The 21,181-nt window shown below is 68.1% G+C and carries 14 protein-coding genes; 7 read left to right on the top strand and 7 right to left on the bottom strand.

What is annotated here, in order from left to right; translation table 11 throughout:
* Positions 1-27 precede the first annotated feature (27 nt).
* The 4 genes from glgC to ACSFBM_RS31945 all read right to left on the bottom strand — a co-directional run bounded on the left by glgC (position 28) and on the right by ACSFBM_RS31945 (position 8,037).
* Complete coding sequence (gene glgC / locus ACSFBM_RS31960) at positions 28-1,335, bottom strand: glucose-1-phosphate adenylyltransferase (protein ID WP_435487985.1); 1,308 nt, start codon at positions 1,333-1,335, stop codon at positions 28-30.
* A gap of 87 nt (positions 1,336-1,422) precedes the next feature.
* The gene (glgX, locus tag ACSFBM_RS31955) at positions 1,423-3,510 is read right to left on the bottom strand and encodes a glycogen debranching protein GlgX (protein WP_435487984.1); all 2,088 of its coding nucleotides are present in this window, start codon (positions 3,508-3,510) and stop codon (positions 1,423-1,425) included.
* A 640-nt stretch (positions 3,511-4,150) separates the two neighbouring features.
* Entirely contained in the window at positions 4,151-6,322 is a 2,172-nt protein-coding gene (gene glgB / locus ACSFBM_RS31950; protein ID WP_435487983.1) for a 1,4-alpha-glucan branching protein GlgB, read from the bottom strand.
* 5 nt (positions 6,323-6,327) lie between these two features.
* Complete coding sequence (locus tag ACSFBM_RS31945) at positions 6,328-8,037, bottom strand: alpha-glucosidase (protein ID WP_435487982.1); 1,710 nt, start codon at positions 8,035-8,037, stop codon at positions 6,328-6,330.
* A gap of 293 nt (positions 8,038-8,330) precedes the next feature.
* On the opposite strand from ACSFBM_RS31945, the gene leuS reads away from it, so the two are divergent.
* The 6 genes from leuS (at position 8,331) to ACSFBM_RS31915 (ending at position 17,485) form a co-directional block, all read left to right on the top strand.
* A complete protein-coding gene (gene leuS, locus ACSFBM_RS31940; RefSeq protein ID WP_435487981.1) occupies positions 8,331-10,961 on the top strand; it encodes a leucine--tRNA ligase in 2,631 nt (876 codons plus the stop codon).
* 14 nt (positions 10,962-10,975) lie between these two features.
* On the top strand, positions 10,976-11,521 hold the full coding sequence (locus ACSFBM_RS31935; protein WP_435487980.1) for an LPS-assembly lipoprotein LptE: 546 nt from the start codon (positions 10,976-10,978) through the stop codon (positions 11,519-11,521).
* A gap of 39 nt (positions 11,522-11,560) precedes the next feature.
* Positions 11,561-12,634 (top strand): DNA polymerase III subunit delta, encoded by a 1,074-nt coding sequence (gene holA, locus ACSFBM_RS31930; RefSeq protein ID WP_435487979.1) that lies wholly within the window; start codon positions 11,561-11,563, stop codon positions 12,632-12,634.
* Between the two features lie 88 nt (positions 12,635-12,722).
* A complete protein-coding gene (locus ACSFBM_RS31925) occupies positions 12,723-14,024 on the top strand; it encodes a glutamate-5-semialdehyde dehydrogenase (protein ID WP_435487978.1) in 1,302 nt (433 codons plus the stop codon).
* Positions 14,025-14,116: 92 nt separating this feature from the next.
* A complete protein-coding gene (gene gshA, locus ACSFBM_RS31920; protein ID WP_435438974.1) occupies positions 14,117-15,433 on the top strand; it encodes a glutamate--cysteine ligase in 1,317 nt (438 codons plus the stop codon).
* 183 nt (positions 15,434-15,616) lie between these two features.
* Positions 15,617-17,485: a potassium transporter Kup gene (locus ACSFBM_RS31915; protein ID WP_435487977.1), complete on the top strand. Its 1,869-nt coding sequence runs from the start codon at positions 15,617-15,619 to the stop codon at positions 17,483-17,485.
* A gap of 30 nt (positions 17,486-17,515) precedes the next feature.
* Here the strand turns inward: ACSFBM_RS31915 and ACSFBM_RS31910 are convergent, their stop codons facing one another.
* From ACSFBM_RS31910 to ACSFBM_RS31900, 3 genes are all read right to left on the bottom strand, one after another.
* Positions 17,516-18,298: a GntR family transcriptional regulator gene (locus ACSFBM_RS31910; protein WP_435487976.1), complete on the bottom strand. Its 783-nt coding sequence runs from the start codon at positions 18,296-18,298 to the stop codon at positions 17,516-17,518.
* Between the two features lie 61 nt (positions 18,299-18,359).
* Positions 18,360-19,283 (bottom strand): polysaccharide deacetylase family protein, encoded by a 924-nt coding sequence (locus tag ACSFBM_RS31905; RefSeq protein WP_435487975.1) that lies wholly within the window; start codon positions 19,281-19,283, stop codon positions 18,360-18,362.
* 10 nt (positions 19,284-19,293) lie between these two features.
* Entirely contained in the window at positions 19,294-19,722 is a 429-nt protein-coding gene (locus ACSFBM_RS31900; RefSeq protein WP_435487974.1) for a nuclear transport factor 2 family protein, read from the bottom strand.
* Positions 19,723-19,968: 246 nt separating this feature from the next.
* On the opposite strand from ACSFBM_RS31900, the gene ACSFBM_RS31895 reads away from it, so the two are divergent.
* Positions 19,969-21,165, top strand: coding sequence for an ABC transporter substrate-binding protein (locus ACSFBM_RS31895; RefSeq protein ID WP_435487973.1), 1,197 nt, complete (start codon positions 19,969-19,971; stop codon positions 21,163-21,165).
* Positions 21,166-21,181: the final 16 nt, after the last annotated feature.

The following is a 21,181-nucleotide window of genomic DNA, read 5'->3' as shown; positions in this document are numbered from 1 at the left end:
GTGCAGTGGGCGTCGGCGGGCCGGCGGTCAGTCGGTGCCCAGCCGCTTGAGCATCTCGCGCGTGACCAGCACCACGCCGGTCTCGGTGCGCTCGAAGCGCGCGGCATCGGCCACGGCGTCCTCGCCGATCACCATGTCGTCGGGGATCACGCAGCCGCGGTCGATCACCACCTTGCTGAGCCGGGCGCCCCGGCCCACTTCGACATCGGGCAGCAGCACCGCCTCGTTGATCTCGCAGAAGGAGTGGATGCGCACGCCCGAGAACAGCACCGAGCTGCTCACCTTGGAGCCCGAGACGATGCAGCCGCCCGACACGATGGTGTTCACCGTCATGCCGTGCTGACCGTGCCGGTCGAGCACGAACTTGGCCGGGGGCAGCTGCCGCTGATAGGTCCAGATGGGCCAGTCCGTGTCATAGATGTCCAGCTCCGGGGTGATGGCGGCCAGGTCGAGGTTGGCTGCCCAGAATGCATCAATCGTGCCCACGTCGCGCCAGTAGGTCTTGGCACCCGGCCCGCGCGAGGCCCGCGTGACGCACGACATGCCGAACGGGTGCGCCAGCGCGCGGCCCTGCGCCACGGCGCGCGGAATGATGTCCTTGCCGAAGTCGTGGCTCGAGTCGGGGTTGACGCTGTCTTCCTCCAGCAGCTGGTAGAGGTAGGCGGAGTCGAACACGTAGATGCCCATGCTCGCCAGCGCCACGTCGGGGTTGCCCGGCATGGCGGGCGGGTCGGCCGGCTTTTCGAGGAACTCGGTGATCTGGCGGTTGTCGTCCACCGCCATCACGCCGAAGGCCGTGGCCTCCATGCGCGGCACCTCGATGCAGCCGACCGTGCAGCCCAGGCCGCGCTCGGCATGGTCCTTCACCATGATGGAGTAGTCCATCTTGTAGATGTGGTCGCCGGCCAGCACCACCACGTAGTCGTGCTTGGTGGAGCGGGTCTGGATGATGTCCAGGTTCTGGAACACCGCGTCGGCCGTGCCGCGGTACCAGTGCTCGTCGCCCACGCGCTGCTGCGCGGGCAGCACGTCGACCATTTCGTTGAGCTCGGCGCGCAGGAAGCTCCAGCCGCGCTGCAGGTGGCGCATGAGCGAGTGCGACTTGTACTGCGTGACCACCGCCATGCGCCGGATGCCGGAGTTCAGGCAGTTCGACAGCGCGAAATCGATGATGCGGAACTTGCCGCCGAAGTACACCGCCGGCTTGGCGCGCCGGTCGGTCAGCTGCTTGAGGCGGGAGCCGCGTCCGCCGGCCAGCACCAGGGCGATGGTGCGACGAACCAGTTGATGGGCCTGCAGCTCGTGCTGGGGCTGTGTGGGTGTGAACTTGTCCATCCTGTGTCTCCGTTCGTTCGTTTGTTCGTTGGAATTCGTCGTCAGAGTTTCTGCATCGAGACTAGCACCGCGACATGCATCTGGCTCCTACGTTCTTGCAATGCAGATGCCCGGGAAAGGCACCGTTGCCGTGTCGCCGAGGGGTGGGGCCGCATGGCCCGGGTCGAGCGCGGGATCGCTCGCCAGGCACAGGCGCCACGCACCGGGGGGCATGCGGAAGGCGACGTCCTGCGGGCCCGCATTCACCATCACCAGCCAGTCGCTTTCGTCGGGGTTCGTCGGGGTTGCTGCATTCGGAAAGTGGAGTGCAAGGGCCGTGCCCGTCTGCCAGTCGCCGGGCGTCATCGGCGCGCCGTCGGGGCGCAGCCAGCGGATGCCCGGCGGCATGCCTTGCGGGGGCTCGCTGGGCCACCAGCGGTTGCTGCGCAAGGCGGGGGCCTCGCGGCGCAGGGCGGCGAGCCGGGCGACAAAGGCGCTGAGTTGCGCCGCGTCGCCGTCGGGTGCCGACGCGCTCTGCCATGCGAGCCAGGCGGTCTCGTTGTCCTGGCAGTACGCGTTGTTGTTGCCCTGCTGGCTGTGGCCGAGCTCGTCGCCGGCCAGCAGCATGGGCGTGCCCTGCGACAGCATCAGCGTGGCGAGCAGCGCGCGCTGCAGCCGGGCGCGTCGGGCTTGCACGCCGGGGTCGTCGCTCGGGCCTTCGACGCCGCAGTTGTCGCTCAGGTTGTGGCCGTGGCCGTCGCGGTTGTCTTCGCCGTTGGCCAGGTTGTGGCGCTCGTTGTAGCTCACGAGGTCGCGCAGCGTGAAGCCGTCGTGCGCCGTGACGAAATTGACGCTGGCCGTCGGCGCGCGGCCGTGGTGGGCGAACTGCGTGCTGGAGGCGGTGACGCGGTGCGCGAAGTCGCCCAGGCCGGCCTTGTCGTCGTGCGCCTGCCGCAGCCAGAAGCCGCGCTGCGTGTCGCGGTAGCGGTCGTTCCATTCGAGCCAGCCGGGCGGGAACTCGCCCAGGCGGTAGCCGCCGGGGCCGATGTCCCAGGGCTCGGCGATGAGCAGGGTGCGCGAGAGCACCGGGTCTTGCGCGACGGCGGCAAAGAAGGGCGCGCGCGCATCGAACCCGCGCTGCGCGTCGCGTCCGAGGATCGGTGCCAGGTCGAAACGGAAGCCGTCGACGCCCATCTCGCAGGCCCAGAAGCGCAGGCTGTCCATCACCAGCTGCAGCACGCGCGGCTCGCCCAGGTTCAGGCAGTTGCCGCAGCCGGTCCAGTTCTCGTACAGGGCGCGGTCGTCGGGGCGCAGGTGGTAGTACAGGGCGTTGTCGATGCCGCGCAGCGACAGCGTGGGGCCGAGCTCGTCGGTCTCGGCGCTGTGGTTGTAGACCACGTCGATCACCAGCTCCATGCCGCGCGCGTGGATGGCGTCGGCCATCGCGCGGAACTCGCCGGCGGGCGTGGTGCCGGGGCGGCCGCTCCAGTAGCGGGCCTCGGGCGCGAACCAGCCGATGGTGGTGTAGCCCCAGTAGTTGCTCAGGCCCATGCGCTGCAGGCGCTGTTCGTCGGCGCGGTGCTGCACCGGCATGAGGCTCAGCGTGGTGACGCCCAGGCGCTGCAGGTGGTCGAGCACGGCGGGCTCGGCGAGGCCGGCGTAGGTGCCTCGGAGTGCTTCGGGCACCTGGGGGTGCAGCCTTGTTTGTCCCTTGACGTGGAGCTCGTAGAGGACGCGGTCTGCGGCGGGGATGCGGACGTGTCCCGGGCTTTCTGCTGCTGATGCCGGGGCCACACGTGCCTTGAGGGCGACGGCGGCGTTGTCGCGCGGGTCCCGCTCTGCCGGGGCCCCGGGGACGTGGCCCAGGAACAGGTCGCTGCCGTCGTAGCTGCCGACGATCTGGCGGGCGTACGGGTCGAGCACCAGCTTGGCGGGGTTGAAGCGCTGGCCGTCATGCGGTGTCCATGGGCCGTGGACCCGGTAGCCGTAGACCAGGCCTGGACGGGCGCTGGGGAGGTGGCCGTGCCAGATGCCGTCTGTGCAGGACGGTAGTTGCAGGCGCTGCTGCTCGTTCTTTCCGGTGCTGTCGAAGATGCAGAGGTCTACGGATTCTGCGGAGGGGGCTGCCAGGGCGAAGTTGACGCCTTGTGGTGACGTTGTCGCGCCGAGGGGGAATGGGTTGCCGGGGCTCAGCATGCTGCTTGCTTTCTTTGGGGCTTGCTTCCCGAGGCCGGGACTCGCCCCGGCAGGCGACTCACTTTCTTTTGCTTCGCCAAAAGAAAGTAAGCAAAGAAAAGGCGACCCCACTGTCTGCGACCCCTGCGCTTCGCTACGGGGCAACCTGCGGTGCTCGCGTTTCGCGGGGTCTCGCAGAACTCGCTTCGCTCAAACAGCTGCGAGCCCTGATCCGCGAAACACTCCGCTCCTCGGCGCAGCCAGAGGGGGTGGAGACCACCCGGGCCTTTGCTTCGCTCGGCCACCAAGTCGCCGCTGGCGCTGCGCGCCAGCGGCGGTTGGTATTGGCTCTTTGGGGTTGGCTGCTGGATGTTTGCTGTTGGGAGCCGAGCACAGCGAAGGCGTGTCGGTGTCCCAACCCCTTCTGGATGCGCCGAGGAGCGCAGCGTTTCGCGGGTCAGGGCTCGCCCTTGTTTGAGCGAAGCGAGTTTGGGCGAGACCCCGCGAAACGTGAGCACCGCAGGTTGCCCGCAGCGAAGCGCAGGGACGCAGCCAGCAGGGTCGCCTTTTCTTTGGCTACTTTCTTTTGGCGAAGCAAAAGAAAGTAGCTTGCCCGCCGGGGCGAGTCCCGGCCCCGGAACAAAAACCAGGCCCAACGCCCTCAAACCAGAACCCACATCACCGTCCCCAACGGCGGCAAGCTCACGGAAACAGAGTCCGCCTTCCCATGCCAGGGCAAAGAATCGCTCTGAACCACCCCGTTGCCAACCCCACTCCCGCCATAAACCGAAGCATCCGTATTGACGATCTCGCGGTACGCCCCCGCACAAGGCACCCCCAGCCGATAGCCATGCCGAGGCACGGGCGTGAAGTTGCACACGGCAACCACGAACGACCCGTCGCGTGCCCGTCGCACGAAGGCAAACACCGACTGCTCCGCATCGTCGTGCACGATCCACTCGAACCCCGCCCCCTCGTTGTCCAGCTCGTGCAACGCGGGAAAGTGCCTGTACACGTTGTTCAGGTCGCGCACCAGCCGCCGCACCCCTTGGTGCGACGCATGCTCCAGCAGGTGCCAGTCCAGCCCGCGGTCCGCGTTCCACTCCGCGTACTGGGCGAACTCGCCGCCCATGAACAGCAGCTTCTTCCCCGGATAAGCCCACAGGTACCCATACAGGTTGCGCAGGCCGGCGAACTTCTGCCATTCGTCGCCCGGCATCCGCCCGATCATCGAGCCCTTGCCGTGCACCACCTCGTCGTGTGACAGCGGCAGCACGAAGTTCTCGCTGTGCGCATACATCAGCCCGAAGGTGATCTGCTGGTGATGGTGCCTGCGGTAGACCGGGTCGGTGCCGGCATACGCCAGCGTGTCGTTCATCCACCCCATGTTCCACTTGTAGTGAAACCCCAGCCCCCCGTCTTCCGGCGGCCGGGTCACGCCAAGGAAGCTGGTCGATTCTTCGGCCACCGTGATGGCGCCGGGCCGCTCGACCCCCACCACATGGTTCATGCGCCGCAGGAAGTCGATGGCCTCCAGGTTCTCGCGCCCGCCGAGCACGTTGGGCACCCACTCGCCGGCCTTGCGGCTGTAGTCGCGGTAAAGCATCGAGGCCACCGCATCCACCCGCAGGCCGTCCACGCCGTAGCGCTCCAGCCAGTACAGCGCATTGCCGACCAGGTAGTTGCGCACCTCGGTGCGCGCGTAGTTGAAGATCAGCGTCTGCCAGTCGTTGTGGAAGCCCTCGCGCGGGTCGGCGTACTCGTACAGCGGCGTGCCGTCGAAGTTGCCCAGGCCGTGCGCGTCGGTCGGAAAGTGCGCAGGCACCCAGTCGAGGATCACGCCCAGCCCCGCCGCGTGCGCGGCCTCGACCAGGTGGCGGAAGTCGCCCGGCGTGCCGAAGCGCGAGGTCGGCGCGTACAGGCCGATGGGCTGGTAGCCCCACGAGCCGTCGAAGGGGTGCTCGCTGATCGGCAGCAGCTCGATGTGCGTGAAGCCCAGGTCGCGCACGTAGGGCACCAGCGTGTCGGCCAGCTCGCGGTAGTCCAGCCACTCGTGGCCGTTCTTGCGGCGCCACGAACCCAGGTGCACCTCGTAGATGCTGATGGGCGCATGGCGCTCGTTCGCCTCGGCGCGGCCCTCGGGCAGCTTCACCGGCGCGGGCAGCGGCTGCACCACGCAGGCGGTGTCGGGGCGCAGCTGCGAAGAGAAGGCGAACGGGTCGGCCTTGCGCAGCACCTCGCCCTGCGCCGAAAGAATCTCGAATTCGTAGCGGTCGCCCACCGTCACGTGCGGCGCGAAGATTTCCCACACGCCGCACTCGCGGCGCAGCCGCATCGCATGGCGCCGGCCGTCCCAGTTGTTGAAGTTGCCGACCACCGACACGCGCCGCGCATTCGGCGCCCAGACGGCGAAGGCCACGCCCTTCACGCCGTCCATCTCGCGCAGGTGCGCGCCCAGCCGCTCCCAGGGCCGCAGGTGCGTGCCCTCGGCCAGCAGCCACACGTCGGTGTCGCCCAGCACGAAGGGAAAGCGGTAGGGGTCTTCGAGCCGCGAGGTGTGCGAGTCCCAGTCGACCTGGAACAAATACCCCATGCGGGCCTCGGCCGCGGGCACGAGGCCGCTGAACAAGTCCGACCCGTCGTGCCGCGTGAGGATGGCCAGCGGCCAGCCGGTGCGCGCGTGCAGCACGGCCACGCGCTGGGCGCCGGGCAGCAGGGCGCGCACGACGAGGCCCTCGGGCGTCTCGTGCGGCCCCAGCACGGCGAACGGGTCGCCGTGCTCGGCGCGCATCAGCGCATGGATTTCGGACTCGGGCAGTGGCTTCAGGGGCATGGTGGTCAGTGGTTTCCTGCGTCGGCGGGCGCGCCGATGAAGACGCCGTACGGCGCCAGCACCAGCATGCGCCTTTCACCTTCGCCCTGCACGGCGGCGGTGGTCGACAGCGGTTGCCCGGCAAGGGGCGACAAGCCCTTCGACCCGGACATCGGCAAGGGAATCGACACCGGCTCGCCGGCGAAGTTGAAGACGAGGTGGAGCGACCCGCCGGCGCCGCGCCGCTCGAAATGCAGCAGGGGCTCGGGCGCGTCGATGAAGGCGATGTCGCCGGTGCGCAGCAGGGGCTGGTCATGGCGCCAGTGCAGCAGGGCGCGGGTGAAGGCGAGCATCGAATCGGGGTCGTCCGCCTGCCGTTCGACGGCCAGCGGCAGGTGCGGGCCGTACACCGGCAGCCAGGGCGTGCCGGTGCTGAAGCCGCCGTTCGGCGCCTCGGCGGTCCAGGCCAGCGGCGTGCGGCAGCCGTCGCGGCCCTTGAACTCGGGCCAGAAGGCGCGGCCGTACGGGTCCTGCAGCAGTTCGAACGGCACCTCGGCCTCGGGCAGGCCCAATTCCTCGCCCTGGTAGATGCTGGCGCTGCCGCGCAGCGTGAGCAGCAGCGTCAGCCAGAGCCGGTCGCGCCGGGTGTCCGCCGGGGCGGAGACCCGTGTCGATGTGCCGCCGCTCCAGCGCGTGGCCACGCGCGGCACGTCGTGGTTCGACACCGCCCAGCAACCCCAGCCGCCGGTGGGCGCCAGCGCATGGTCGAGCGCCTCGACCTGGTGGCGCAGGTGCTTCGGGCTGTGCTCGGCCGTCAGCAGGCTGAAGCTGTAGGCCAGGTGCAGGCGCTTGCCGAGTTCGGTGTACTGCGCCATGACGGGCGGTGCGTTCTCGTCGCCGACTTCGCCCAGCGCCACCGCGCCGTAGCCGTCGAGCAGCCGGCGCAGGTTTTCGAGGAAGGCCAGGTTCTCGGCCTGGCTCTTGTCGTACAGGTGCTGCTGCATTGCGTAGGGGTTGTCGGCGCGCACCGTGCTGACCTCGTCGATGGACGCCAGCGTGGCCGGCGGGTTGTCGCGCAGCAGCGCGTCGTGGAACTGGTGGTTGCAGGCGTCGAAGCGGAAGCCGTCCACGCCGCGCTCGCACCAGAAGCGCACCTCGCCCAGCAGCGCTTCCTGCACCTCGGCGCAATGGAAGTTCAGGTCGGGCTGCTCGGCCAGGAAGCTGTGCAGGTAGTACTGCCTGCGGCGCGCGTCCCACTGCCAGGCCGAGCCGCCGAACACCGACAGCCAGTTGGTCGGCGGCGTGCCGTCGGGCCTGGGGTCGGCCCACACGTACCAGTCGGCCTTGGGGTTGTCGCGGCTGCTGCGGCTCTCGGCGAACCAGGCGTGCTGGTCGGAGGTGTGCGAGAGCACCTGGTCGATGATGAGCTTCAGTCCCAGCGCGTGCATGCGTGCGAGCATGGCGTCGAAGTCGGCCAGCGTGCCGAACAGCGGGTCGACCGCGCGGTAGTCGGACACGTCGTAGCCGAAGTCCTTCATCGGCGAGCGGAAGAAGGGCGAGACCCAGATGGCTTCGACGCCGAGGCTGGCCACGTGGTCGAGCCGGGAGGTGATGCCGGGCAGGTCGCCGATGCCGTCACCGTTGCTGTCCATGAAGCTTCGGGGGTAGATCTGGTAGATCACCGCGCCGCGCCACCAGTCGCTGTGGCTGTTCCTGCTGTCGCTTTTGCTGCCCATGCCGGTCCCTGTGGTCGAAAAACATTGTGGCATGCGAAATTCGGGCCAGTGATACGGCCTTGCCCCGTCCTTCGCGCTGCGCGCTGCCGGTGGCCGCGACGGCCACGGCGAGGTGTTTCAGGCGCAGTTGCAGGGGCGGCGGGTGGCGCCAAGAACCTGCAGCTCGGCGCGCGTTACCTGCGCGACACACAGGTTACGTGCCCCAAGTCCGGAGTCTGCGGGCCGGGGGCTTTGCCCGGGCGCGATAATCCGCCGTTCCCGGCCGCCTTGCGCCGGGCTCTTGCCGAACCGTCATGAACCCCAGCTACAAACCCAGCGACGTCGAGTCCGCTGCCCAGGCGCAATGGAGCGCCGCCGATGCCTACCGCGTCACCGAAGACGCGAGCCGCAAGAAGTACTACGCCTGCTCGATGCTGCCGTACCCCAGCGGCAAGCTGCACATGGGCCATGTGCGCAACTACACCATCAACGACATGCTCACGCGCTACCTGCGCATGAGCGGCTACAACGTGCTGATGCCCATGGGCTGGGACGCCTTCGGTCTGCCGGCCGAGAACGCGGCGCTGAAGAACGGCGTGCCGCCGGCCAAGTGGACCTACGAGAACATCGCCTACATGAAGGGCCAGCTGCAGGCCATGGGCCTGGCCATCGACTGGAGCCGCGAGATCGCCACCTGCGATCCGAGCTACTACAAGTGGAACCAGTGGCTGTTCCTGAAGATGCTGGAGAAGGGCATTGCCTACCGCAAGACCCAGGTCGTGAACTGGGATCCGGTCGACCAGACCGTGCTGGCCAACGAGCAGGTGATCGACGGCAAGGGCTGGCGCACCGGCGCCACGGTCGAGCGCCGCGAGATCCCGGGCTACTACCTGAAGATCAGCGACTACGCCGAGGAACTGCTCGAGCACACCCAGCACAAGCTGCCGGGCTGGCCCGAGCGCGTGAAGCTGATGCAGGAAAACTGGATCGGCAAGAGCGAGGGCCTGCGCTTCGCCTTCACCCACGACATCAAGGATGCGAGCGGCAAGGCGATCCAGGACGGGCGCATGTACGTGTTCACCACGCGTGCCGACACCATCATGGGCGTGACCTTCTGCGCCGTGGCGCCTGAGCACCCGCTGGCCGCGCACGCCGCCACGCTCGACCCCAAGGTCGCGGCCTTCATCGAGGAGTGCAAGAACGGCGGCACCACCGAGGCCGAGCTCGCCACGCAGGAGAAAAAAGGCGTGCCCACCGGCCTCACGGTGACGCACCCCATCACCGACGAGCAGGTGCCGGTGTGGGTCGGCAACTATGTGCTGATCGGCTACGGCGACGGCGCCGTGATGGGCGTGCCCGCGCACGACGAGCGCGACTTCGCCTTCGCCAACAAGTACGGCATCGAGATCATCCAGGTGGTGCTGGTGGACGACGAGCCGCACTTCGACTATCACAAGTGGCAGGACTGGTACGGCGACAAGCAGCGCGGCGTGACCATCAACTCCGACAACTTCAGCGGCATGACCTACAAGGAGGCCGTGGCCGCCGTGGCGCATGCGCTGGGCCAGAAGGGCCTGGGCGAGCTGCAGACCACCTGGCGCCTGCGCGACTGGGGCGTGAGCCGCCAGCGCTACTGGGGCACGCCGATCCCGATCATCCATTGCGACGAGCACGGCGCCGTGCCGGTCCCCGAGAAGGACCTGCCGGTGGTGCTGCCCACCGACTGCGTGCCCGACGGTTCGGGCAACCCGCTGAACAAGCACGAAGGCTTTCATGCCGGCGTGGTCTGCCCCGTGTGCGGCAAGGCCGCGCGGCGCGAGACCGACACCATGGACACCTTCGTGGACTCGTCGTGGTACTTCATGCGCTACTGCGACCCGAAGAACGACCAGGCGATGGTGGCCGGCGGCGCCGACTACTGGATGCCGATGGACCAGTACATCGGCGGCATCGAACACGCCATTCTTCACCTGCTTTACGCGCGCTTCTGGACCAAGGTGATGCGCGACCTGGGCCTGGTGAAGGCCGACGAGCCCTTCAGCAAGCTGCTGACGCAGGGCATGGTGCTCAACCACATCTTCTACAAGCGCAACGAGAAGGGCGGCAAGGACTACTTTCCGCCGACCGAGGTCACGACCGTGCTCGACGCGCAGGGCCGCATCATTGGCGGCACCACCGCCGACGGCACCAAGGTCGAGTACGGCGGCGTGGGCAAGATGGGCAAGAGCGAGCGCAACGGCGTCGACCCGCAGGACCTGATCGAGAAGTACGGCGCGGACACCGCGCGCCTGTACACCATGTTCACCGCGCCTCCCGAGGCCACGCTCGAGTGGAACGACGCGGCCGTGGAAGGCAGCTACCGTTTTCTGCGCCGCGTGTGGAACTTCGGCGCCGCGCAGGCGGAGGCCGCCCCGGTGGCCCTTGCCGGCCAGACCTTGGGCAAGGGCGCCCAGGCGCTGCGCCGCGAGGTGCACACCGTGCTGCGCCAGGTCGACTACGACTACCAGCGCATGCAATACAACACCGTGGTGTCGGGCGCCATGAAGCTGCTCAATGCGCTGGAAGGCTTCAAGCCCGACGGCAGCAAGGGCGACGCGGCCGCGCTGCGCGAGGGCTTCGGCATCCTGCTGCGCTGCATGTACCCGGCCACGCCGCACATCGCCCAGCAGCTGTGGAACGAACTCGGCTACGACAAGGACCTGGGCGGCCTGCTCGACGCGGCCTGGCCCACGGTCGACGCCGGCGCGCTGGTGCAGGACGAGATCGAGCTCATGCTGCAGGTCAACGGCAAGCTGCGCGGCAAGCTGCTGGTGCCCGCCGGCGCCTCCAAGGACGAGATCGAGAAGCTGGCGCTGGCCTGCGACGACTTCGTCACCTTCGCCGAAGGCGCGCCGCCCAAGCGCGTGATCGTGGTTCCCGGCCGCCTGGTCAACGTGGTTCTCTGACGAACGACTCAAGCATGAACACTCGCAATGTCTCGCTGCCGCGCCGCGGCTTTCTCATGGGCCTGACGGTGGCGGGCGCCTCGCTCGGCCTGGCCGGTTGCGGCTTCGAGCTGCGCAAGGCGCCGGTCTTCGCGTTCAAGACGCTGTCGATATCGGGCAACACGGCCATGATCAACCAGATCCGGCGCGAGCTGCGGGCCACGGGCTCGGTGACGCTGGTGACCGCCGAGTCTGCCGTGGCCGGCAGCCCGCCCTCGGCCTCGGCCCCCGACGTGATACTCGAGATCCTGGGCGAGGATCGCGACCGCCTCGTCATCTCGACCAACTCGGCCGGCCTGGTGCGCGAGCTGCAGCTGCGGTTGCGCGTGCGCTTTCGGCTGCGCACGCCGGGCGGCAAGGACGTGCTGCCGTCCACCGAGGTCTCGCAGACGCGCGACCTGAGCTTCAACGAGACCAACGCGCTGGCCAAGGAAGGCGAAGCCGACCTGCTGTTCCGCGACATGCAGTCGGACATCGCCCAGCAGCTGATGCGCCGCATCGCCGCCGTCAAGGAGCTCTGAGCCGCTGCGCCCAGGTCAATCCCCGGTCATTCCATTTCCATGCAACTTGCCAGCGCCCAACTCGGGGCCCACCTGCAAAAGGGCCTGAAGCCGCTCTACACGATCCACGGCGACGAGCCGCTGCTCGCGCAGGAGGCGGCCGACGCCATCCGCGCGGCCGCGCGCGCGCAGGGCTATACCGAACGCAGTTCGTACACCGTGGCGGGCGCGCATTTCGACTGGAGCGCGGTGCTGGCGGCCGGGGGCTCGCTTTCGCTGTTCGCCGACAAGCAGATCGTGGAGATCCGCATCCCCTCGGGCAAGCCCGGCAAGGACGGCAGCGCGGCGCTGCAGCACATGGCCGAGGCCGCGCCTGGCAACGACAGCACACTCACGCTGGTGATGCTGCCGCGCCTGGACAAGGCCACGCGCACCGGCGCCTGGTTCTCCGCGCTGGAGAACAACGGCGCGAGCATCCAGGTCGACCCGATCGAGCGCAATGCGCTGCCGCAATGGATCGCGCAGCGCCTGGGCCTGCAGGGCCAGCGCGTGATGCCCGGCGACGAAGGCCAGCGCACGCTGCAGTTCTTTGCCGACCGCGTGGAGGGCAACCTGCTCGCCGCGCACCAGGAGATCCAGAAGCTCGCGCTGCTGCATCCGGCCGGCGAGCTGAGCTGGGAGCAGGTGGAAGGCGCGGTGAACAACGTGGCGCGCTACGACGTGTTCAAGCTGTCCGAGGCCGTGCTGGCCGGCAACCCGCAGCGCGTGGCGCGCATGCTCGACGGCCTGCAGGCCGAGGGCGAGGCCGAGGTGCTGGTGCACTACACGATCGCCGAGGACATCCGGGCGCTCAAGCGCGTGAAGGACGCCATGGCGTCGGGCCGCCCGCTGCCGATGGCGCTGCGCGAGAACCGCATCTGGGGGCCCCGCGAGCGCGCCTTCGAGCGCGTGCTGCCGCGGCTGGACGACCGCATGCTGGCGCGGCTGCTGCGTGCCGCCCACCTGGTGGACGGCATCGTGAAGGGCCTGAAGCAGCCCGACTGGCCCGCGAGCGGCTGGCAGTCGCTGCAGCGGCTGGCGCTGATGCTGTGCCGCGCGTGCAGCAGTGCGGCGGCTGCACCGCGACGCGGCTGATCCACGCCAAGGGCGTCTGTTCCGGTGGCGCGAGCCATCAAAAAGCCTGTGTCATCCGGGCCACAGGTTGGCGTGGGAAAATACCCGGATGAATGCGTTCAACGTCAGCGAGCACATGCAGACCCTGGGTCTGCAAGCCAAGGCCGCTGCATTCCTCATGGCCCGTGCGGATGCAGCTACCAAAAACATAGCATTGAAGGCGCTGGCCCGGCGCTTGCGCGAAGCCGGCCCGGTGCTGGCCGTCGCCAACGAGAAAGACCTGGCGCGCGCCACGGCCGCCGGCCTGTCGGCACCGATGGTCGACCGCCTCAAGCTCACGCCCAAGGTCATCGAGACCGTGGCCCTGGGCTGCGAGCAGCTCGCCGGCATGGCCGACGTGATCGGCGAGATCATCGGCATGAAGCAGCAACCCAGCGGCATCCGCGTGGGCCAGATGCGCGTGCCGATCGGCGTGTTCGGCATGATCTACGAGAGCCGCCCCAACGTGACCATCGAGGCGGCGAGCCTGGCCATCAAGAGCGGCAACGCGGCCATCCTGCGCGGCGGCTCGGAAGCCATCGAGTCGAACAAGGCGCTGGCGCTGCTGGTGTCCGGGGCGCTGGCCGAAGCCGGCCTGCCGGTCGAAGCCGTGCAGCTGGTGCAGACCACCGACCGCGAAGCCGTCGGCCAGCTCATCGCCATGCCCGAATTCGTCGACGTGATCATTCCGCGCGGCGGCAAGGGCCTGATCGAGCGCATCAGCCGCGACGCCAAGGTGCCGGTCATCAAGCACCTGGACGGCAACTGCCACGTGTACGTGGACGACACGGCCGAGTTCGACATGGCGCTGCGCATCGTCGACAACGCCAAGACCCAGAAGTACAGCCCCTGCAACGCCGCCGAAGGCCTGCTGGTGTCGGCCACGGTGGCCGAGCACTTCCTGCCCGACATCGCCGCCATCTTCGCGGCCAAGGGCGTGGAAATGCGCTGCGACCCGGCTGCCGCCGCGATCCTGCGGGCCAGCGAGGCGCTGGGCGCCGCCGGTGCCAAGGCGAAGATCCTCGATGCGGTGGAGGCCGACTGGTCCGAGGAATACCTCGCCGCGGTCATCAGCATCAAGGTGGTGGCGGGCGTGGACGAGGCCATTGCCCACATCAACCGCTATTCGAGCCACCACACCGACGCCATCGTCACGCGCGACCACGTGCATGCGCAGCGCTTCCTGCGCGAGGTCGATTCGGCCAGCGTGATGGTCAATGCGAGCACACGCTTCGCGGATGGCTTCGAGTTCGGGCTGGGTGCCGAAATCGGCATCAGCACCGACAAGTTCCACGCCCGCGGCCCGGTGGGCATCGAAGGCCTGACCTCGCTCAAGTACGTGGTGCTCGGGCAGGGCGAGGTCCGGACTTGATGCGCCCGCGCGCAGTCTTGTCATTGGGGCGGCCATCCCCAAATCCTACAATTCCGCTCCACCTTTAAGCACAAAACCAACAAGGCCGCCGCATGGTTCCGCATCTCGTCACTGCCCTGACCGGCCCGATCAATGAACTGGAGCAGCGGGTGCTCGACTCGATGCCTGCCATCGAGCGCTGGTTCCGGCTCGAATGGATGGAGCACACGCCGCCGTTCTACAGCGCCGTGGACATCCGCAACGCCGGCTTCAAGCTGGCGCCGGTCGACACCAACCTGTTCCCCGGCGGCTGGAACAACCTCACCAAGGAGATGCTGCCGCTGGCCGTGCAGGCCGCGCAGGCCGCCATCGAGAAGATCTGTCCGGAGGCGCGCAACCTGCTCGTCATTCCGGAAAATCACTCCAAGAACACCTTCTACCTGGCCAACGTCGCGCAACTGGTGCGCATCTTCCACATGGCGGGGCTCAACGTGCGCATCGGGTCGATCGATCCGGCCATCAAGTCGCCCAAGAAGATCGAGCTGCCCAACGGCGAGACCGTGACGCTCGAACCGGTGGTCCGTACCAAGCGCCGCCTGGGCCTGAAGAACTTCGATCCCTGCACAATCCTGCTCAACAACGAGCTTTCGGCAGGAACGCCCGGCATCCTCGAAGACCTGCACGAGCAGTACTTGCTGCCGCCGCTGCACGCAGGCTGGTCGGTGCGGCGCAAGAGCAACCACCTGCACAGCTACGAAGAGCTGTCCAAGCGCTTCGGCAAGCTGCTGGGCATCGACCCCTGGCTCATCAACCCGATCTATGCGCGCGCCGAGGGCGTGGACGTGGCCGAAGGCCGCGGCATCGACGTGCTGACCAGCCACGTGGACGCGGTGCTCACCAAGGTGCGCCGCAAGTACAAGGAATACGGCATCAACGAGAAGCCGTTCGTGGTCGTCAAGGGCGGCCACAGCGGCAGCGGCAGCCCGGGCGTGGTGACGGTGCGCGACGCCAAGGAGGTCGAGGCGCTGATCGGCAAGTCGCGCACCAGCACGTCATCGGCCGCCAGGATCTCGGGCGGGCGCGACCTGCGCGAACCCACCGAGCTGATCGTGCAGGAAGGCGTGCTGACCAACGAGCGCGTGCACAACGGCGTGGCCGAGCCGGTGGTCTACATGATGGACCGCTACGTGGTGGGCGGCTTCTACCGCGTGCATGCCGAGCAGGCCGCCGACGAGAACCTCAAGCTGCCCGGCGCGAGCTTCGTGCCGCTGGCCTTCTCTGAAAGCGCGCACATGCCGCAGCCCGGCGCCAAGCCCGGTGCCAGCGCGCCGAACCGCTTCTACATGTACGGCGTGGTCGGCCGGCTGGCCATGGTGGCCGCCAGCTACGAGATGGAGGCGACCGACCCGGACGCCGAAATCTACGAATGAAGATCTAAATGAAGGGCCGCAGCTTGCGGCGGCGGCGGGCAACGGCAAAATAGCGGCCCCACAGCAACGGAAACAAAAGGGCGGGAGGGGTGATGCGGGCGAGCGTACGGACGTTCGCCTTCGTCGCACCCCGGCGTGTCTGACGCGTCGATTCCAGCAGCCTGCCCTTTTCCCATCGACTTCGTGTCAGCCCCCAAAAACCTCTCAGCCGGCCTGATCGTCGGCGCCATCGGCGTCGTCTACGGCGACATCGGCACCAGCGTGCTGTATGCCGTCAAGGAAGTGTTCGGCCACGGCCACGTGCCGTTCACGGTCGAGAACGTCTACGGCATCCTGTCGATGTTCTTCTGGACGCTCACGGTCATCGTCTCCATCAAGTACGTGGTGCTGGTGCTGCGGGCGGACAACGAAGGCGAGGGCGGCCTTGTCGCCATGCTCGCACTGGCGTCCCGCGCGGTGGCCGACAAGCCCCGGCTGCGCCACGTGCTGCTGGTGGTGGGCATCTTCGGCACATCGCTCTTCTATGGCGACGGGGTCATCACCCCGGCCATCTCGGTGCTCTCGGCGGTCGAGGGCCTGGAGGTGGTGTCGCCGCACTTCTCGCACTACGTGATCCCCATCACCCTGGTCGTGCTGTTCTGCCTCTTCGCGGTGCAAAAGCGCGGCACCGCGGGCATCGGCAAGTTCTTCGGGCCGGTCACGCTGGCGTGGTTCGCGGCCATTGCGGTGCTGGGCGTGTGGCAGATCCTGCACCACCCCGAGATCGTCAAGGCGCTCAACCCCTGGTATGCGCTGAAGTTCATCTGGGACAACCCGGGCACCAGCTTCATCCTGCTGGGCGCCATGGTGCTGTGCGTGACCGGTGCCGAGGCGCTGTACGCCGACCTGGGCCACTTCGGCAAGAAGCCGATCCGCATTGCGTGGTTCTCGGTCGTCATGCCGGCGCTCACCCTCAACTACCTGGGCCAGGGCGCGCTGCTGCTGGAGAACCCCGAGGCCGTGAAGAACCCCTTCTTCATGATGGCGCCCGAGTGGGCACTGATTCCGCTGGTGCTGCTGGCCACGATGTCCACGGTGATCGCGTCGCAGGCGCTCATCACGGGCGCGTTCAGCGTCACGCGCCAGGTGATTCAGCTGGGCTACCTGCCGCGCCTGAACATCGAGCACACCAGCGTGCGCACGGCCGGGCAGATCTACATTCCGCTGGTCAACTGGGGCCTGTTCGTGGCCATCGTGCTGGCGGTGGTGATGTTTCGCACATCGAGCAGCCTGGCGGCGGCCTACGGCATCGCGGTGACCACCGACATGCTGATCACCACCATCCTGACCTTCTTCGTGATCCGCTACGCGTGGAAGCTGCCGCTGGTGCTTTGCATCGGCTCGACGGCCTTGTTCTTCTTCGTCGACTTCATGTTCTTCGCGTCGAACCTGCTCAAGCTGTTCGAAGGCGGCTGGTTCCCGCTGATGATCGGCGGCTTCGTCTTCACGCTGATGATCACGTGGAAGGAAGGCCGGCGCCTCATGGGCGAGGCGCAGCATGCCGATGCCATCGACCTGAAGTCCTTCCTGGGCTCGGTGTTCGTCAGCCCGCCGGTGCGCGTGGAAGGCACGGCGGTGTTCCTCACGGCCGAACCCGGCACCGTGCCCAACGCGCTGCTGCACAACCTGAAGCACAACAAGGTGCTGCACGAGCAGAACATGTTCGTCACCGTGCGCAACCACGAGGTGCCCTGGATCCCGATGGACAAGCGCATCGAGATCGACGCGCTGGGCAACCACTGCTGGCAGGTGATCGTGCACTACGGCTTCAAGAACGACATCGACCTGCCGCGCGCGCTCGACAACGCGCGCCTGCGCGGCTGCCAGCTGGAGCCGATGACGACCAGCTACTTCCTGTCGCGCGACGTGGTGATTCCCACGCTGGGCAGCGGCATGGCGCCGTGGCGCGAGAAGCTGTTCGCGCAGATGCACCACAACGCAAGTGGCGCGGCCGCCTTCCTGGGGCTGCCGAACAATGCGGTGGTGGAGCTGGGCTCGAAGATCGAGATCTGACGCGGCCGCGGGGTGTGCGGCCGGGCCGGTTCAGCCCAGCCCCAGCATCTGCCCCAGGCTGCGCTGCGCGGCCGGGCGGTCCAGCGCGATGTTCCGCTCCAGCACCAGCAGGTGCGCTTCCATCAGGTGCACGGCCGTGTCCGCATCGCCGCGTGCGATGGCGTCGACCACCTCCGCATGCTCGCCGTGCTCGCACGCGGCGTTGCCGGGCGGCTCGTACAGCGCCACGATCAGCGAGCAGCGCGACATCAGCTCCGTGAGGTAGCGCTCCAGGATCGGATTGCGCGCGAGCCGCGCCACGCGCAGGTGGAACGAGCTGGCCAGCCGCGCCCACTCGGGCTGCGTGTGGCGGTGCATGGCCGCGTGTTCTTCCTTCAGGTGCCGGCGCAGTTCGGCCACTTCGGCCTTGGTCGCGTTGCGCACCGCCATGCGCACCAGCGCGGCCTCGAGCGCGCGGCGCGCCTCGAAGATCTGCCGCGTTTCTTCCGGCGAAGGCATCGCGACGATGGCGCCGCGGTTGGGCCGCAGGTCCACGATGTGGTCGTGCGCCAGCCGCTGCAGCACCTTGCGCACCAGCGCGCGGCTCACGCCGAACAGCTCGCACAGCGAGGCCTCGGGCAGCTTGGTGCCGGGTGCCAGGCGCTGGTTGGTCACGCCCTCGAAGACCGAGCGGTAGATGCGTTCCTCGATGTCACCTTCGCCCCCCGCTGGCGTGGCCGGCGTGACCGGCGCAGCCGTCGCGGTGGGTTCGGCGGATGGCGACGGCTTGCGCCGGGCGGCTGCGGGCTTCGGCGGCGAGGGGGAACGGGCCATGGGGTGGAAAGCGGGCGGTGGGAACGCGCAGATTATCGAGCCCGCCCACGCACCCTGTGGTTCAGTCGAACTCTCCGGGCCGCTCCGCGGCCAGCTGCGTCATGTGCGCCGCAATGGCCCCCGGCGTGGTGAACCAGATGTCGCCCCGGTCGCGCGCCTGCGCCAGGTGCGCCAGCGCGGTGCGCAAATGCCGCAGCCGGTAAGGCTGGCCCACGATGTACGGATGCAGCGCCAGGCCCATCACCAGCGGCTGGCTGCGCGCCTGCGTGAGCATTTCTTCGAAGTTGTCGACCACCATCGCGCTGAAGTCCTTCGCGTCCATCAGGCGGCCGACGATCATCGGAATGTCGTTGAGCTCCTGCGGGTAGGGCACCGACCACAGTGCACCGCCGCCGCGCGTGCGCATGCGAATCGGCTGGTCGTCGTGGCACCAGTTCAGCGTGTAGCCGTAGCCTGTCTCGGCCAGCAGGTCGGGCGTGACGGCGCTCTCCGAGATCCACGGCGACAGCCATCCCGAAGGCGTCTGGCCGCTCTCGCGCACCATGCGTTCGCGGCAGCGCTGCAGCAGCGCGCGCTCGTGCACTTCGTCGAGCACGCCCTGGCGTTCGGCGTTGCTGTGGCCGTGGCCGATCAGCTCGTCGCCGCGTGCCACCAGCGCCTGCACCAGCTCCGGGCAGTGGTCGTACAGCGCGGTGTTGATCAGCGCACCCGTGGGCAATGCGAGCGCGTCGAACAGCTCCAGGCAGCGCCATGCGCCCACGCGGTTGCCGTACTCGCGCCAGCCGTGGTTGAGCACGTCGGGCTGCGGCGAGGCCGGGCCGATGCAAGCGCCCAGCCCGTCGCCGAAGGCGAAGTGCTCCACGTTGAAGCCCAGGTACACCGCCAGCCGCGCGCCGTTGGGCCACACGTGGTCGGGCCGCCGGGTGATGGGCCGGTAGTCGAAGCGGTCGTGCGTGGGCAGCAGTTCGGGCCAGCGCGTGGTCATGCGCCGGTCCTCACAGCACCGCGAGGCCGGCGCGCACCAGCAGCCATTCGGCGCTGTCGTTCCACACGTCCATCTGCACGATGAGGCCGTGGCTCACCACGTAGCGGTCGACGTAGCGGTTGTCCTCGAAAGCGGTGCCGTCGGGCCATGCGCCGTACAGCGTGCCCAGGCTGTAGACCACGGTGGCCTCGGGCGTGCCGCCGGCCACCGTTTCGGTGCGCTCGATCTTCTTCTTCACCCACGCATAGCGCTTGGCATTGAAGGCCGAGGTGTCGCCGGGCGCCTGCATCGGCCGGTTGCCGGTGAAGCGGATGCGGATGCCGGGCGCGGTGAAGCGCGAGGCCGACTGCGGGTCGGGAATCATCACCAGGCGAAGGAACTCGTCGACCACGGCGGCGGGGTCGAGCGTGTGGGGGGGCGGTGCGGCGGGCGTGGTCATGCGGTTCTCCAGTCGTTGTGAGCCATGGCGGTGCACGGCGGTATGTCGTGGCGGAATCGTGCAATTCCTGTGCCTGATTGTTGACACACTCGAATTTGGATTGTCGACAATTCGATGGATAAATTGTCAACTTGGCATGCCGCTTGCATCCGGGGCTGGCCAGTCGCTTCGGCGCATTTCGATGCACCTTGTTGGGTGCCTCATCCCTTGTCCATCCCCTGCTTCTCTTCGACCCAGGAGTCCGCCATGTCCCGTTCGCCTCGCTTCAACCGCCGCACGCTGTGCCTTGCAGCCGTTGCCGCTGCCTGCCTTTCCCACGGTGCGGCCTTCGCCGCCGAGCCGATCAAGATCGGCCTGGTCACGGCCCTGTCGGGCCAGTCGGCACTGGCCGGCGAAGCCATCACGCGCGGCCTCACGGTGGCAATCGACGAGATCAACGCCAAGGGCGGGCTGCTCGGCGGGCGCAAGCTCGAGCTGGTGCGCCGCGACGACGAGGCCAACCCCGCCAAGGGCGTGGTGGCCGCGCGCGAACTCATCTTCAAGGAGAAGGTGGCGGTGCTGTTCGGTGGGCTCGACACGCCGGTGTCGATGGCCATCGTGCCCATCGCCAACCAGGAGAAGACGCCCTTCATGGGCCCCTGGGCCGCGGGCACGCCCATCACCAAAAACGGTGCCAACCCCAACTACGCCTTCCGCGTGTCGGCGGTCGACGAGATCGTCAACGTGGGCATGCTCGACTACGCGCAGAAGAACTTCAAGGCGGGCAAGTTCGGCATGATCCTCGTCAACAACCCGTGGGGCGAATCGAACGAGAAGGGCCTGCACGCCGCGCTCGCCGCCAAGGGCCTGAAGGCCGTGGCCGTGGAGAAGTTCGACGGCAACGACGTCGACGTGGTGCCGCAGCTCACGCGGCTGAAGGCCGCGGGCGCCGACACGCTGTTCATGGTCGGCAACGTGGGCCCGTCGGCGCAGGTGGTGAAGTCGCTCGACCGCATGGGCTGGCAGGTGCCCATCGTGTCGCATTGGGGCCCGGCGGGCGGCCGCTTCACCGAGCTGGCCGGCCCCAACGGCAAGAACGTGCACTTCGTGCAGACCTACAGCTTCTTCGGCAAGCAGTCGCCGGTGGGCGAGAAGGTGATCGCCGCGCTGAAGGCCAAGTACCCCGCCATCAAGGGCCCGGACGACATCACGCCCGCCGTGGGTGTGGCCAACGCCTACGACGGAATGCAGCTCGCGGCGCTGGCCATCGCGGCGGCCGGCTCGACCGACGGCGACGCGGTGCGCCAGGGCTTCTACAAGATCGGCAGGTACGAAGGCCTCATCAAGACCTACGACAAGCCCTTCTCGCCCGCCGTGCACGACGCCGTGACCGCCAACGACTACGTGTGGGCGCAGTTCATCGACAACCGCATCCTGCCCGTGGGCATGGTCGCGGCGAAGTAAGAAAAGAAGAGGGCTG

The sequence above is a fragment of the Variovorax pasteuri genome, from assembly GCF_051216435.1.
GTDB lineage: Bacteria > Pseudomonadota > Gammaproteobacteria > Burkholderiales > Burkholderiaceae_C > Variovorax.
Note: the sequence above shows the minus strand (reverse complement) of the source record. Positions and strands in the feature narration are given on the sequence as shown.